17 protein-coding genes are annotated in these 13515 nt (G+C 53.3%); 9 read left to right on the forward strand and 8 right to left on the reverse strand.

Annotation, left to right across the window (positions count from 1 at the left end; all coding sequences use genetic code 11):
- Window positions 1–118 precede the first annotated feature (118 nt).
- The 3 genes from GV829_RS07260 to GV829_RS07270 all read left to right on the forward strand — a co-directional run bounded on the left by GV829_RS07260 (window position 119) and on the right by GV829_RS07270 (window position 3810).
- Window positions 119–718, forward strand: coding sequence for a hypothetical protein (locus GV829_RS07260; protein WP_169945352.1), 600 nt, complete (start codon window positions 119–121; stop codon window positions 716–718).
- A gap of 106 nt (window positions 719–824) precedes the next feature.
- Window positions 825–2384, forward strand: a complete 1560-nt coding sequence (gene guaA / locus GV829_RS07265) for a glutamine-hydrolyzing GMP synthase (protein WP_169945354.1) — start codon at window positions 825–827, stop codon at window positions 2382–2384.
- A 184-nt stretch (window positions 2385–2568) separates the two neighbouring features.
- Complete coding sequence (locus GV829_RS07270; protein ID WP_169945357.1) at window positions 2569–3810, forward strand: tyrosine-type recombinase/integrase; 1242 nt, start codon at window positions 2569–2571, stop codon at window positions 3808–3810.
- A 77-nt stretch (window positions 3811–3887) separates the two neighbouring features.
- Here GV829_RS07270 and GV829_RS07275 read toward each other — a convergent pair whose 3' ends face one another.
- Window positions 3888–4370 (reverse strand): hypothetical protein, encoded by a 483-nt coding sequence (locus GV829_RS07275; protein WP_169945359.1) that lies wholly within the window; start codon window positions 4368–4370, stop codon window positions 3888–3890.
- Between the two features lie 100 nt (window positions 4371–4470).
- Window positions 4471–4773 carry a DUF6626 family protein gene (locus GV829_RS07280; protein ID WP_169945361.1) on the reverse strand — a complete coding sequence of 101 codons (303 nt, stop codon included), beginning with the start codon at window positions 4771–4773 and terminating at the stop codon, window positions 4471–4473.
- Between the two features lie 658 nt (window positions 4774–5431).
- Between GV829_RS07280 and GV829_RS07285 the strand changes: the two genes are divergently transcribed.
- The 3 genes from GV829_RS07285 to GV829_RS07295 all read left to right on the forward strand — a co-directional run bounded on the left by GV829_RS07285 (window position 5432) and on the right by GV829_RS07295 (window position 7813).
- Window positions 5432–5998, forward strand: coding sequence for a tyrosine-type recombinase/integrase (locus tag GV829_RS07285; RefSeq protein WP_169945364.1), 567 nt, complete (start codon window positions 5432–5434; stop codon window positions 5996–5998).
- An 8-nt stretch (window positions 5999–6006) separates the two neighbouring features.
- The gene (locus GV829_RS07290; RefSeq protein WP_169945366.1) at window positions 6007–6207 is read left to right on the forward strand and encodes a hypothetical protein; all 201 of its coding nucleotides are present in this window, start codon (window positions 6007–6009) and stop codon (window positions 6205–6207) included.
- 166 nt (window positions 6208–6373) lie between these two features.
- Window positions 6374–7813, forward strand: coding sequence for a DNA methyltransferase (locus tag GV829_RS07295; protein WP_169945368.1), 1440 nt, complete (start codon window positions 6374–6376; stop codon window positions 7811–7813).
- On the opposite strand, the gene GV829_RS07300 is transcribed toward GV829_RS07295, so the two are convergent.
- The 5 genes from GV829_RS07300 to GV829_RS07320 are packed head-to-tail and all read right to left on the reverse strand — an operon-like array spanning window position 7808 to window position 10543.
- Window positions 7808–8746 (reverse strand): AvaI/BsoBI family type II restriction endonuclease, encoded by a 939-nt coding sequence (locus tag GV829_RS07300; protein ID WP_169945370.1) that lies wholly within the window; start codon window positions 8744–8746, stop codon window positions 7808–7810. The genes GV829_RS07295 and GV829_RS07300 overlap by 6 nt on opposite strands.
- A 40-nt stretch (window positions 8747–8786) precedes the next feature.
- Window positions 8787–9131 (reverse strand): 3'-5' exonuclease family protein, encoded by a 345-nt coding sequence (locus GV829_RS07305; RefSeq protein ID WP_169945373.1) that lies wholly within the window; start codon window positions 9129–9131, stop codon window positions 8787–8789.
- Complete coding sequence (locus GV829_RS07310; protein WP_169945375.1) at window positions 9128–9568, reverse strand: hypothetical protein; 441 nt, start codon at window positions 9566–9568, stop codon at window positions 9128–9130. Before GV829_RS07310 ends, GV829_RS07305 begins: the two co-directional genes overlap by 4 nt.
- A 60-nt stretch (window positions 9569–9628) precedes the next feature.
- A complete protein-coding gene (locus tag GV829_RS07315) occupies window positions 9629–10183 on the reverse strand; it encodes a GNAT family N-acetyltransferase (protein WP_169945377.1) in 555 nt (184 codons plus the stop codon).
- Between the two features lie 24 nt (window positions 10184–10207).
- A complete protein-coding gene (locus GV829_RS07320; RefSeq protein WP_169945379.1) occupies window positions 10208–10543 on the reverse strand; it encodes a hypothetical protein in 336 nt (111 codons plus the stop codon).
- A 136-nt stretch (window positions 10544–10679) separates the two neighbouring features.
- Here GV829_RS07320 and GV829_RS07325 point away from each other — a divergent pair, with 136 nt between their 5' ends.
- The 3 genes from GV829_RS07325 to GV829_RS07335 are packed head-to-tail and all read left to right on the forward strand — an operon-like array spanning window position 10680 to window position 12592.
- The gene (locus GV829_RS07325; RefSeq protein WP_169945381.1) at window positions 10680–11480 is read left to right on the forward strand and encodes a hypothetical protein; all 801 of its coding nucleotides are present in this window, start codon (window positions 10680–10682) and stop codon (window positions 11478–11480) included.
- A gap of 17 nt (window positions 11481–11497) precedes the next feature.
- Window positions 11498–12115: a hypothetical protein gene (locus GV829_RS07330; RefSeq protein WP_169945383.1), complete on the forward strand. Its 618-nt coding sequence runs from the start codon at window positions 11498–11500 to the stop codon at window positions 12113–12115.
- A 51-nt stretch (window positions 12116–12166) separates the two neighbouring features.
- Window positions 12167–12592 carry a DUF6641 family protein gene (locus GV829_RS07335; RefSeq protein WP_169945385.1) on the forward strand — a complete coding sequence of 142 codons (426 nt, stop codon included), beginning with the start codon at window positions 12167–12169 and terminating at the stop codon, window positions 12590–12592.
- 417 nt (window positions 12593–13009) lie between these two features.
- Here GV829_RS07335 and GV829_RS07340 read toward each other — a convergent pair whose 3' ends face one another.
- Window positions 13010–13504: an asparaginase domain-containing protein gene (locus GV829_RS07340; protein WP_169945387.1), complete on the reverse strand. Its 495-nt coding sequence runs from the start codon at window positions 13502–13504 to the stop codon at window positions 13010–13012.
- Between the last annotated feature and the right edge of the window lie 11 nt (window positions 13505–13515).

Genomic DNA, 13515 nt, shown 5'->3' on the forward strand with positions numbered 1-13515 from the left:
AATTTCCTTAACCGCCGCTGTCAGCCCGGTTCAGCAACGCCCAAGAGCGAATCGTCTAGACCCTCAACCATGGAGCCGCCCCCCTTTCTGGCTCCATCCGAAATGAGGAGTAGAGACAATGGCGAACACTGTTGCAAAAACCGCGAAGGCAGCGATGGGTTCGCTGCTGGCTGGCTCGATCCTGCTGACGGCGGTGCCTGCTGCGGCCCAGTATCGCGGTCATGATCGCTATGACCGCCGCCATGATGGCATCAGCGCTGGCGAGGTGATTGCCGGGGCGGTTGTTCTTGGCGGGCTGGCCGCCATCCTGTCGTCTGGCAATGACCGTCGCCTGGGTGACCGTTATTATGACCGTGGCGGTGACCGCTATCAGGATGGCTATCACGGTGGTTATGACTGGCAGCGGACAGGTGGTTCGCGCGGTGCCATCGAACGCTGCGTCAGCGCAGTTGAACGGCGCGGCGGCCGGCGTGATGACATCGACGTCACCCGCATCACCGACGTTGACCGCATCCGTGGCGGCTATCGCATCGAAGGCCGCGTCGCGGTCGACTATCGCGATGGCTGGCGGGACCGGGGCCGTTGGGACCGTGACGGGCGCGGTGGCCGCTGGGATCGCGGCGGACGCTGGAACAACAATGGCTATGATGATCGCGGCAGCTTCGCCTGCACCGTCCGCTATGGCCGTGTCGATGATGTGAGGCTGCGCGGCATCTGACAGAGCAGCCACGCAGGCCAGCAAGAGGCCGCCGGAGGGAGAGCTCCGGCGGCCTTTCCTTGTGCCTCCCCTTTTCTTTTCGGGCGCGCTTCTTTATCGGCCCGTCATGAGCATCCAGCCGTCCGACTCCATCCTCATCGTCGATTTCGGGTCACAGGTGACCCAGCTGATTGCCCGGCGCGTTCGCGAAGCCGGTGTCTATTCCGAAATCGCTCCGTTCAACGCTGCCGAGGCCGCCTTTGAGCGGATGAAGCCCAAGGGCATCATCCTGTCCGGCTCGCCCGCCAGCGTTCCCGCCGAGGGCAGCCCGCGCGCGCCGCAATGCCTGTTTGACAGCGGCCTTCCGATCCTTGGCATCTGCTATGGCCAGCAGGTCATGAGCCACCAGCTCGGGGGCACCGTCCAGCCGGGTGACAGCGGCGAATTTGGCCGCGCCTTCATCGAAGTGTCGGATGATTGCCTATTGTTCGATGGGCTTTGGGACAAGGGGTCACGCCACCAGGTGTGGATGAGCCATGGCGACAAGGTCACCGCCTTCGCCCCCGGCTTCCGCGTCGTCGCGACGACCGAGGGCGCACCCTTCGCGATGATCGCCGATGATGATCGCAAATATTATGGCACCCAGTTTCACCCCGAAGTGGTCCACACGCCCGATGGCGCCAAGCTGATCGCCAATTTCGTGCACAAGGTCTGCGGCCTCGCCGGTGACTGGACCATGGCCGAATTTCGCGCGACCAAGGTCGCCGAAATCCGTGAGCAGGTCGGCTCGGGCCGCGTCATTTGCGGCCTGTCAGGCGGGGTCGACAGCTCGGTCGCCGCGATCCTCATCCATGAAGCGATCGGTGATCAGCTGACCTGCGTGTTCGTTGACCATGGACTGCTCCGCCTCAATGAGCGTGAGCAGGTCGAAAAGCTGTTCCGCGACCATTACAAGATCCCGCTGGTGGTGGTCGATGCCGAGGCGCGCTTCATGGCCGGCCTCGCCGGAGTCACTGACCCCGAGAAAAAGCGCAAGTTCATCGGTGGTGAATTCATCGCCGTGTTCGAGGAAGAGGCGAAGAAGCTTGGCGGCGCCGATTTCCTCGCGCAGGGCACCCTCTACCCTGATGTGATCGAGAGCGTCTCCTTCACCGGCGGCCCCAGCGTGACGATCAAGAGCCATCATAATGTCGGCGGCCTGCCCGAACGCATGAATATGAAGCTGGTCGAGCCACTGCGCGAACTGTTCAAGGATGAGGTCCGCCTGCTCGGCAAGGAACTCGGCCTCAACGACCTGTTCGTCGGCCGCCACCCCTTCCCCGGACCGGGTCTCGCCATCCGCATTCCGGGCGAAGTGACCAAGGAACGCTGCGACATCCTGCGCAAGGCCGATGCCGTCTATCTCGACGAAATCCGCAATGCGGGTCTCTATGACGCGATCTGGCAGGCATTCGCCGTGCTGCTCCCCGTCCGCACCGTTGGCGTGATGGGCGATGGCCGCACATATGACAGCGTCTGCGCGCTGCGCGCCGTCACCTCAACCGACGGCATGACCGCCGACATCTACCCCTTCGACGCCGCCTTCCTCTCCCGCTGCGCCACGCGCATCATCAACGAGGTCAAGGGCATCAACCGCGTGGTCTATGACTATACGTCAAAGCCGCCGGGGACGATTGAGTGGGAGTAGAATTTGTTTCTAAGTAACTGATATTCAACAGTTATTTAGTTACACAAAACTTCCGTGACGCAGAAAAAATCGTTGCTTTCCAGTCCCAGTCTCGCTCAACCTGCACAAAAACCTACACAAACGTGTCACTACTCTCAAACGTAGGCGACGTTGATGTTTGGCTGAATATGGCTGAGGCTGGCTTATGTCACATCGTGCAAAGGAAAATGACAATCGCATCTGGTTGTTCGACAAGGTCTTGATCGAACGACGGGGCGAATACTGGCACTTCAGAATGTGGCTCGACGGCGAAGGCAAATATGCCCGCGAGAGCTTGAAAACGAAAGTGCTGGAGACGGCAAAAAAGCGTGCAGAGGAACGCTACATTCAGCTTCGCGCTGATCAGATGGTCGGCAAACGCTACTTCTCGATCACGGCTGAAGAGGGCGTAAAGCTCTATCTGGAAAGCAAGCAGAAAGAGGTCGAGCTGAAGACGATCACGAAGGGTCGCTATGGCACGGTTTCAACGCATCTCAAGCACTGGCTCGATTACATCAAGCGGGACACGAGGCTCAAGGAGCTGGATGCAAACGCTGCGGAAGGCTACTTCGCATATCGCATGAAGAGCAGGAAAACGGGCGTCTCGCATACAACGCTGGCGAACGAGCAATGCACGATCAATTCGATGATGGCGTTTCTCTTCCGCAAGAAGGAATCTCTGGTCGAAGCTTTCGAGTTTCCCAAGCTCAGCAAGTATGAAATCGATAACGAGGCTGTCAGGCGCGCAACGCTGACGAACAAGGAATACAGCGCGCTTACGGTGAAAATGCGATCCTACGTTGATCGCAATGCCAACAATCTCGACGACGAAGAATATCTGACACGGGAACTGGCAAGGCACTATGTCTTGATCGCAGCAAACGCTGGGCTTCGCACAGGTGAGCAGCAGCAGCTACGCTGGTGCGATGTGAAACTGCTCGATCACGAGCAGGGCGTTGGCATGCAGTCAAAGCTCTTGGCTGAAATCTATGTTCGCAAGGAAACCAGCAAGGTTCGCAAGGATCGCAAGCTCTATTGCAGGGGCGGTTTCTACTTCCAAAGATGGAAAGAAATCGTGCAGCCGAAATCGGAAACCGATCTGATCTTCAGTCTCGATGGGAAAACGCGCATCTCAAACCGAACGATCCTCTACCACTTCCATCGCATGGTGAAGCTTGCGGGTATCGAGAATCACGAAGAGCGCGGCATCGTGCCATACAGCTTGCGGCACTTCATGATCACGCAGCGGGTATTGAGCGGGCTGTCGTTTCAGCAGGTGGCGGAAATGTGCGGCACGAGCGACACCGAGATCCGTAAAACCTACTACCATCTGATCGATGATCGTAGGCTTGCGAATGCTGTGGCTGACTACAAGCGCGACAAAGATGGACGCATCGTTCCGATCTAAATATGTCTCGGTTTAATCAAGTGAGATCGTACAAAATGCCAAAATTTTATGATCAGCAAAGGGAACTGCAATCAATATCATTTCTGTAGCATAAGCCACATCAAAGACCCCCGCAGCTCAGCCTCACAGATATTTTCGCTTATAACTTCCCCGACCAAATCAAAATCATCATTTCTGATATCATTGAAAAAGATATTGAAATAAATGTCCAACTCACGTTCGGCATCATAAAAATATCGATACGTAACAAAAAATTCGATGTTTAATTTTATCTTGTTTTCAAGATATGCATCAGCTTTGACGACATTGTTTTTTATATACTTCGCAATGAACATGTTTCCGTGATCATTATTGCTATATAGAAATGTCGATGCCAGTTTTGAATTCGAAATAATAATGAAACTATGGTGTGTAGTTCCTAAATCGTCATCTTCCGCCTCGAGGTCCTTTATAGTCTCGACGACATAATGCTTGATGTCTGGAAGTTTGTCCCGAATGCCAGACGCGTTCAGGATCCACAGGGCGAGATCGTCTCCCAAACTTTGAGTTTCAGCAGTCATGCCTTGAGTCCTCTCGTTGCATGCTGGGTTTCAGCACAAGGATAGGCCCCGATCAATCGACCACCCAACAGATAAAGTTGCATCGATTCGTAGCGCATTGTCAGACCAGTTCCAGCTCGGCTGCGTCAGCGTTTACGATCTCTTGGCATCGCTGGCTGAGTGCGAGAAACTGATCAGCGACATGGGCATGGGCTGGCGATTGACGGATGAACTGACTGGCTTGCTGTAATCTGCTGGCACAGATGGCAACGACACCCAGTGTCGGCTCTGTTTGCTTGAAACGCAGACCACGAAGATAGCTTTCGCATTGCCCAAGCCAGTCTATGCTGAAATCTGCTTCGGTGCTGACGATGCCCTTGTGCTTCAAAAAATCATAAATCTCCATAATTAGATGTTTTTTCATCGTTTTCCTCTTCCTGTGCTAAATAAACATGTCGATATGCTGCGAGAGAGGAATGCAGTGTATTTATCTGCACATAGGGGCCTCGTAAAAAGCGAGGAGATTGCCAGCTTGCTGTAGCCGTCGGATCTCGCTGCCCTTTCACGCTTTAGCAGAGGCTGTGACAAAAACAGTATCGAGCGCATCTCTCTGCGCAAGATGCAGGAGCAGGATCGGGGCTGTGGCGACATGGCGACCTGCATGTGTCATGATCGTAATTAGCTGGCGGTCATGACATTGCGTTGTGAAATCCATCGCGCGTTTGAGGTGACAGCATAACCCCACCTCCCAAACTCTGGTGCGCGCGCAGCTAGTGGCGACACCCATGCGAACGCTGGGGAGCTATGATGGGGCGTAAGCCCCATTGTGGCTCAACCAATCGAATGCCCCCAAACGAATATGAAGATAATTGCGATGAGGGTTGCGCAGAAACCCGAAATCGCAAGCGTTGATGCGACAGCAGAGACGCTGATCAGTGCCGATAAGAAATAGCTGAAAGTTTATGAAAAACAGTCAGGTCACTGGAAGCCAAAGATAATAATCTGGTACGAAATCGGTAGGACCAAGTCACTGATTAATTTATAGTTCTCTCGTCACATAAGTTTATGAGAGACAGGCAAAAATGGCAAAAGCGAAGGTTCTCACGAAGGACGAAATCAAGCGTGTGATGCGTATCGCGGAGACAGGGAATAACGGTCTTCGTGACCGTGTCGCATTGTCGCTCAGCATCATGGCGGGAATGCGTGTCGGGGAAATCGCTGCGCTGACGATCGGCGATGTGCGTGGTCTCGATGGTAAGGCTGTCTCAGTCATCAATCTCAGCAAGCATCAGACGAAGGGAAATCGTGCACGGCGCGTGTTCGTCTCTGACGAGCTGCGAAAGCTCCTGACCCAGTATCTTTCTGTCATTGTCGATCTGGACGACAGCAGGGCGCTCATTCGTAGCTCACGCACTGGTGGGCACTTCAGCAACGTCAGTTTGAGCCTTCGCTTCAAAGCGATCTACAAGGCAGCAGGCATCAAGACGAGCAGTCATTCAGGGCGCAGGACGTTTGCCACGAGGCTGAACGCAGCAGGTATCGGTATGCGCACGATTCAGAACGCTCTGGGACATGCCAGCATTCAGACCACGGCTCTCTACTGCGATGTCAGTGATGATCAGCTGGCGAATGCGGTCAACGCGATCTGACGGGGAGCATGGACATGTATCACAATCGGCAGTGGGTCGTGATGGTGCGCTACAAGGACGAGCCTGGGGCTGGCATCGCGAAGCAGATCATCACGGCATCGAGCGAGATTGAGGCGTTGGCGATGGCGAGGGGGATCTACGGGAACCTGCTCGTGCCGAATGCGGTCGTTCCTGCGGGAAGCCAAACCTGCTTGTCGTCACTGGGATGAAAACACCAGCATAGACGTGAGGGATGCCACCATAAGCCACAAGGGGGAGCGACCGCCACATTGTCCTTACCCCCTTCACCAGCTAAGAGACTTAGAAGTTGCTGCAAGCGATTGGAACATCGCTGGAGCTTAATGCATTGGATATATTGTGCAAAATATAAGCTTGATGTCTGGCGACCATCTAGGAAAGAGCCAAAATGCCCACCTTCTCGCTGAAGCGCGCGATGCAGCAAGTTCGCTTGAAGCAGATTTTAGCACGCGCCTTCAAGTGAACCGCGACTTAAAGCGATCCTTGGTCAGCTTTCAAGCAAACAAGGCGGAACCGATCTATCGGTGGTTCAAATATCGAGAGGGCTTTTCCAAGTCACTCATTGAATACATAATTGATCACTCAGGCTTAGAAAATCCAGCTCGGGTGCTGGATCCATTCGCAGGCACTGGTGCAACGTGCTTTGTTGCAACCCAATACGGATTTGATGCAATAGGGATTGAGCTACTCCCAGTTGGTAGTCATTTTATACGTTTGCGAAACGAAATTGATAAAATCCCAAGTGCAAAAATCATCGAATGGTTGGATGACATAAGTGAAGGAAAACCGTGGGATCAGCACAATGATGCGACGCCATTCGAACATTTAAACATTACTGCAGGTGCTTTTTCGAACGATACTGAGATTGAACTTTCAAAGTATCGCACATGGTGCGCGGCTCACAATCACCCTAAATCGCTTTTTCTCGATTTTATAGCTTACAGCTTACTTGAGGATATCAGCTATACGAGGAAGGACGGTCAATATCTTCGTTGGGATCACAGATCACCTCGCGTGAAATTGCGAGGGAATTTTGATAAAGGAAAGATATACGAATTCGCTGAGGCCATTCATAAGAAGGCTTCATCTATCCGCATGGACCTCACCGATGAATCCATGGACCTTTTTGATTTGCAAAGGGGCGATAATTTTCGCGGAAACTTCCATCTGTTTGAGGGTAGCAACTTTGAGGTCATGGAAAAGATCGACAAAGAATCGATTGATCTTGTTATTACCTCGCCGCCTTATTGCAATCGCTATGATTATACCCGCACATACGCACTCGAACTGGCATACCTTGGCTGTGACGAAGCTAAAGTCAGGCAGTTACGCCAACAACTGTTGAGCTGCACTGTTGAAAATCGCCCAAAAGATCTGAAAGGGGTTGTAAATAGCGAAGCGTTGGATCGCGCGACCAAAGCGTTTAATAGCAATTCTAGTCTGCAAAAAGCTTTAGCGTTTCTCGAAGCAGAGGCTGCCGTTGGCAATTTGAATAATAACGGAATCGTCAAGATGGTTCGTGGTTATTTTTTCGAAATGGCAGTCCACATTTCACAATTAGCGCAAGTGATGAAGCCGAGTGGCCTCGTTTACATGGTGAATGACAACGTTAGATATAATGGACTCGACATACCAGTCGACTGCATCCTTTCAGATTTTGCCGAAAAAATGGGGTTCATTTGCAAGAAGATTTGGGTTTTGCCAATGGGAAAGGGTAATAGCTCTCAGCAGATGAAAGCACACGGTCGGTCCGAATTGAGGAAATGCGTTTATATTTGGGAGCGGCAAGACTCATAACCCAACAAGGACTTGTGTTAGTTCATTAACCTGCATTTTGTTGTGTAAGTTTGCTGCAGCGGCGAGTGAGCCATCCTGCAGTTGGCCATAAATTTCATCAGCCATTGACTGCTCGATAGCGGCTCCGACAAAAAACAAAGCAGGTGCAGCGCATTTTCTTTCTGCAAATGCTTGGCGAACTCGCTCAAGTGCAGATCTTGCAGTCTTCCAATGCTCATCTGCCCCAGCGGGGTCGATACCACCCTTAAGTTCACCACACGCCAAGATCGATCGAGGTTGCTCCAGTACAGAAGGATCGAAGCGACCAGAGTTTAGCAAAATGAAGTCAATGTTTTTATTTATAAATTTTGGTTTTCGATCAAAAATGAGCGTCCTGGCTTCCCACATGATCGACGTGATTTTACCATTGCCGTTGCGATCTGCGTGCCAACGAATTTGAGCGCGCTCAAGGTAGCTGCAGATATGATCTGATAATTCATTTTGCGCGCGCTGCCCAATAACATTTCTCATTGAGCCACCGAGGGCGTCGCCGCAAGTTAGAAGGTAGCGACGCTCAAGTTCAGCGAGATATTCTGGTTCTTTTAATCGTGGCAATTCGATTGTCGCGCTGATTATTTGGGAGCACAAAGCGGGGCCAAGCTGGCGAGACCCCTTTGCAGAGAGAGCGCAAGCGCCAAGCGCAAACTGATAAAGCCGTTGGTCAGCCTCTATATCAGCCACAGAATTGATTCGATTGGCAAATCTCGAAAAATGATCGGCAATGGCGTGAAATTCGTTTGCCCTCCTACCTTTTTCTTGAGCTTGCCAACGGAAACCCTCGACTGTGTCGCGACGGGTCGTAACAAGCGACTGGGGATTGGGTACGGTTTGCACGATGCCTCCGCGAACGATGTTGGAGGCTTGATGCTGGCACAGTTCCTCTTGATGGTCCACAGGAAAGACCTAAGAAAGCAGTATGTTCGGCTTAGGCCTCTTACGTTTTCAGAAACGCGAGGAAATCGTCTATCACCGCTTCCGTCGGCCTGCATCCTGCAAGCTTCTCGTTCGTCACACCGACGATCTGCTCAGCATCTGGTGACATTGGCGTTGAAGGCCTTGCCCACTCATCAAACTCGTCATCCTCGTCCCAGCGATTCACAGCGTAAAAATGGATGATATCGCCCTTTTCAGGCGTGAGTGCGCTCATCTCGAAACGGATGATCATATCGCGTTCGATACCGCGAATGCCCTGCTTCACCAGATCTGAGCCACCGAGCATATACAGCTCGAATAAGCTGTCATGACGCCTGCGCCTGCTATCTTGAAGATCTGGCCTCATGACGTGAGCGCCTTCGCAGCCTGACGAAACCTTCGCTCTTCCGTGTCGCGTCCATAGATATGATGACGCAGCTGGTTCTTCTGGGACTTCAGGGGAAGCGACGTGTCGGGAAGTGGTCTTGCGACCTGCTTTGCCCCTGTCTGCCCCATTGAGCGCCCCTGTGTCGCCTGTTTGGATTTCTGAGTGCGATTGACACGAGGCTGCTTGGGACGCTTCACAGGGGCTTTAGAGGGGAGGCTCTGCGCTGCTGGCTGCGACACGTGACCTTTTTCCTGTCGCTGAGCCTGCATCCAGTTTCGGCCATCGAGCTGATCGGTCAGGTCAGACTGCGCTGACGATAACAGCTCGATGCCCTGCTTGATCGCTCCATTGCCTCCCTGCGCTGCCTGCTTTGTCACCATCGCAATCCAGCGCCTCATCTCTTCTCGTGCATCCATCGTGATAAATCCTCTTCCGAGTGTATTTATCACGATGGATCACAGGTCAGGCCTCTGACATTATGCTGCTTCGTCCTTCAGAACATTCATGGGAATCATGAACTTCTTCTGGGCGGCTCCATTATCGTTGGCGGCCTTACGATGATTGGTAAGCAGCATGTTGAGGCGCTTAGAGTTATAGACGTATGCCATTCCCTTGTCATGGGGATGGGGCAAAACTACGCCGAAGCCAAGCTCCTCATGAAACCGCTTCAAACGCTCAGCGCGCTCAGCAGTGACGTGGATGTAGGCAAGGTCGTGATAGTCGCGGAGATGCGCGATCAAGGCCGCGGCAGCGCCATTATGCCTATACTCCTTCTCGATCAGCATCTCCTCGAGCGAGCAAACACGGCAGTTCCTGATGCTCAGCACATTCCTTTCTTTAACCGCAATCCGTGCATATCCGACAGAAGCATCCTGATTTTCAATACGAATGTATTTTGAGCGATAACTACACATCATTTGGCGAACTTGGGCATCATAAGGCTGAATATTACCATCGTATTCCTCACGGAACCTGAGGTTCCAGTAGTCCTTCTCTTTTTGGCTGGTGATGATCTTAAATTCCCACTGCATGATATTTCTCCTCTGCCTGTCCGATTACGCCGCCAGCGCGATGCCGCTGACGATCACGTCAGCGACACGCTCACATTCTTCCGCAGTCTTGCAGCCTGCGAACTCACGCACATTCTCGATGTTGATCAGCGTGTAGATCGCGCCAGCATTGTCTTCGCGTTCGCTTGCGAACAGTTCGAAGATCGCATCGACCTGACCACAATGTGCGCAAACGTTGATGCCGATGAATGCGTCAGCATTGAAGCTATGAATGCCAAGATCACAGCACGAGAGCGTTGCGATCAAGTTATCCTCATGTTGCTCGCCGTAGTAAACAAACAGAGGGATTTGGGTATGATTATTAATATGAAACATTTTCATTGACTTTCTTCGTTATTTGGTTACGGTTGTTTTGCATTGCACGACTGCTTTGCTAAGTTCACACTATTCAAAAATCGCACTGGATTCATCAAACGTGTCGGCCTAGAGCGGTGTCGTTAAGGCGCTTGGAGGTCGCATGTTTGAGAAGATGCTCTACGGCGGTAAGTCGCTGTATTTCCGCTACGCTCCGCCACTGACCGATCTTGATGCGATCTCTGACGACGAGCTGCCCAATGCGCCGTACGTTGGTGCACCGAAGCACAAACGCAGCGTCTATTTCTATTGGTGGGCATTTCTGCGCGAGAACGAGGATTACATAGCTTGCTGTGATGCAGGCGGCACTGGCTCGATGCAGCAGCTTTACGCAGACTTCGGCGATGTTCGCGGTGACTCGTTCATGGACTGGTGGCGGGCGGGTGGACGGCTGCTGTTTTGCGAACCGCCAGAAGAGCCCATCTCCACCTACCTATCGCCGCCGACTGATCAGATTTCGCAAGATCGCGTTTTGCTCAGTGTCCCTGTCACGGGCGATTTGGAGCGCACGATGGCTGAAATGCGAAAGATTCTGAGGGAGGCGTTTGAATACGAAAGACGGCGCAGAATTAGGGAGGAAGGCGCCGTCGATGCATTCAGCCGAGCGAATTATCCCGTGTTTAAAAAGCCCGTTCTGACTGCGCTTCATGAGAGGTTGGTCGTGCATCAAGCGAGAAAAGAAAACCCGAATGCTTCGCTCTACGAGATTGGCAAAATGACAGGCGTTGCTCAAAGAACGGCGGGCGTTGAGGGCGGCGCGGAGCACAGGAACGTTGTGGGAGCAAGCGTAAGCCGCTCATTGAAAGAAGCCAAAGCTCTGATCTACAATGTCGGTAGCGGGCGGTTTCCCGATACGACGCCGCCGCCAAAGGTGAGCACGGAAAGCATGGCTAAATCGGCCTGATACTGCTGAGCTTCGGTGTGACACATTCAGACGAAAAGCGGCTCGAAAAATTACAAGGTTTGCTGGCGCGTCTGAGGCGTGGCGAAAACGTGCAAAACCGTCAGCTTCAAACATGGCTCGGTGAGCAAGGTTTCAAGGTATTCGAGGATACTTGGTCCAACGTGGTTGAGCTTCGCAACACGCTGACATCCAAGCCAGGTGAGTTGATCGAGTATGAGATGCTGCTGAAGAAGGCGATCATGCTCTACAATCGCGGCGAAGCGGCAAGTCTGAAAGGGCAAGCTTCAGCGCGCAGGTTTCATGCAAAGGCGCAGGCAGCGTTCGAGAAGGCACTGCTCAGGCTGGAAGAGATGATGGGTCAAGATCCGTCGTTGCAGATGTGGCTCGACAGGCACTGCGACTTCACCGCTCAGGGAACCTTGTCTCTCGACCCAATTGGAATGCCACGTGTGATCACCAGTCGCAGTCCAGATAATCAGAGCAGTGTTGGCTCGAAGCTGCGCAGCAAGCGCGATTGCAAGATCGCGGCAGTCGAAGCGGAAATTGAACGTATCAGGAATCCGCGAGAGGAATCAGATGACGAACTGATCGCGCAAAAACTACAGAGATTGCGGCAGATGGCAGGAAAACGGTAGGAATATCAATGTGAAGGATGCAGAATCGCGTTCTCGAAACAGGAGAACATTATGTCGGTTATCGCATCTCTCAAGCTTGTCGAGTTCAAGCCTGAAACCTCTCAAGGGCGCATCTTCATGCGTCGTCGCAAGCTCGCTGACAAAATCGACCAGCAGATCAATCTCGCATCTGATCCAGCCTATGCCCCCACGAAGATCGTCACCGTCACTGACAGTGAAGGCAATCAGCAACGCAAGGAAGTCGCTAAGCGCATCAAGCGTTGGTGGGTCGCAAACAGCGACGGCACGGTTCAGCTTACTGTGCGCTATGGCAGCAAGCCCCTTGAGCTTGCGAAGGGCAAGAACGCGATTCAGTGCAGCGATACCAACGAAATCAGCATGGTGCTGGGTAAGGTGAAAGAAGCTGTGCTGAACGGTGAGCTTGACGCTATGCTGGAGACTGTGACTGTGGTGGGACGTAAGGCTAAGAGGGCGTAGAGATTCGTTGGGATTGTGCAGGTTGAAACTGACGCAATGTGTAACGTAAGCGACCTCAAGCTCTGAATTATCCAAGATATTGAAATATAAAGATAAAAAGTCCTTGCACGCAGTTACACAAAAGACTGAAATCCTTATAAGTGATTGGTTGTAAATGGAAATATCGACGGCGCTCTATCGAGTGGGAGTGAGCGGGTTTTGAGCGGAAGCGGGCGAGCGGAGGCATTGTTTGGCATCCGGGCCGTTCTGCTCGGGCTTATCGCGGCCGCTCTGCTCGCCCTGCTGCTGATCTTTGCTATCGCGGGAGCATGTTCCGGTTGGGTTGCGTTCCGTGTTGCCAGCACCGCCGGACAGCGGGCACGGGACCCAAAGCCAAACTCTCTTGGTTGAACAGCCGCATTTTCAGCAGCGCGCGGATTAATCCACCTCCACAAACTTCCCCGCGTCCCGGTCCTTCCTCACCTTCAGCCCGTCGAACACCTCGCCGCTCATGGCGATCCACACGCCCGGCGCCGCAACCTGCGCCGTGGCAAAGGCTAGCCCCAGGTTGAAGCTGGCGTCGCTCTCGGCAAAGCGGGCGGGGGACAGGGCGCCGGTCAGGACGATGGTCTTGCCCGGCACCTCCTGCGCCAGCACTTTCGCCGTCTCTGTCATCGTGTCGGTGCCATGGGTGACGATGATCCGCGTCTCCGCCGCCTCACGCGCAGTCGCGGCGATCAGCGCACGGTCAGCGTCGGTCAGCTCCAGGCTGTCCTTGCGCATGAGCTCAACGATGCGGAAGGGCAGGGCGACCCGGGCTTCCTTGAGCAGGCTGCCGATGGCACTATCGGCAATCTGATATTCGGACAGCGCATCAAAATAGCTTTTGTCGATGGTGCCGCCGGTGGTCAGGATGAGGATCGATCGGGTCATGCCCCGCTCAT

Source organism: Sphingomonas lacunae (assembly GCF_012979535.1).
GTDB lineage: Bacteria > Pseudomonadota > Alphaproteobacteria > Sphingomonadales > Sphingomonadaceae > Sphingopyxis > Sphingopyxis lacunae.

Coding starts and splice junctions, on each gene's coding strand:
- GV829_RS07335 (WP_169945385.1), top strand. CDS start 12,167: ATGTCGGTTATCGCATCTCTCAAGCTTGTCGAGTTCAAGCCTGAAACC.
- GV829_RS07270 (WP_169945357.1), top strand. CDS start 2,569: ATGTCACATCGTGCAAAGGAAAATGACAATCGCATCTGGTTGTTCGAC.
- GV829_RS07260 (WP_169945352.1), top strand. CDS start 119: ATGGCGAACACTGTTGCAAAAACCGCGAAGGCAGCGATGGGTTCGCTG.
- guaA (WP_169945354.1), top strand. CDS start 825: ATGAGCATCCAGCCGTCCGACTCCATCCTCATCGTCGATTTCGGGTCA.
- GV829_RS07295 (WP_169945368.1), top strand. CDS start 6,374: ATGTCTGGCGACCATCTAGGAAAGAGCCAAAATGCCCACCTTCTCGCT.
- GV829_RS07275 (WP_169945359.1), bottom strand. CDS start 4,370: ATGACTGCTGAAACTCAAAGTTTGGGAGACGATCTCGCCCTGTGGATC.
- GV829_RS07305 (WP_169945373.1), bottom strand. CDS start 9,131: ATGAGGCCAGATCTTCAAGATAGCAGGCGCAGGCGTCATGACAGCTTA.
- GV829_RS07290 (WP_169945366.1), top strand. CDS start 6,007: ATGGACATGTATCACAATCGGCAGTGGGTCGTGATGGTGCGCTACAAG.
- GV829_RS07285 (WP_169945364.1), top strand. CDS start 5,432: ATGGCAAAAGCGAAGGTTCTCACGAAGGACGAAATCAAGCGTGTGATG.
- GV829_RS07310 (WP_169945375.1), bottom strand. CDS start 9,568: ATGGATGCACGAGAAGAGATGAGGCGCTGGATTGCGATGGTGACAAAG.
- GV829_RS07325 (WP_169945381.1), top strand. CDS start 10,680: ATGTTTGAGAAGATGCTCTACGGCGGTAAGTCGCTGTATTTCCGCTAC.
- GV829_RS07280 (WP_169945361.1), bottom strand. CDS start 4,773: ATGAAAAAACATCTAATTATGGAGATTTATGATTTTTTGAAGCACAAG.
- GV829_RS07340 (WP_169945387.1), bottom strand. CDS start 13,504: ATGACCCGATCGATCCTCATCCTGACCACCGGCGGCACCATCGACAAA.
- GV829_RS07320 (WP_169945379.1), bottom strand. CDS start 10,543: ATGAAAATGTTTCATATTAATAATCATACCCAAATCCCTCTGTTTGTT.
- GV829_RS07315 (WP_169945377.1), bottom strand. CDS start 10,183: ATGCAGTGGGAATTTAAGATCATCACCAGCCAAAAAGAGAAGGACTAC.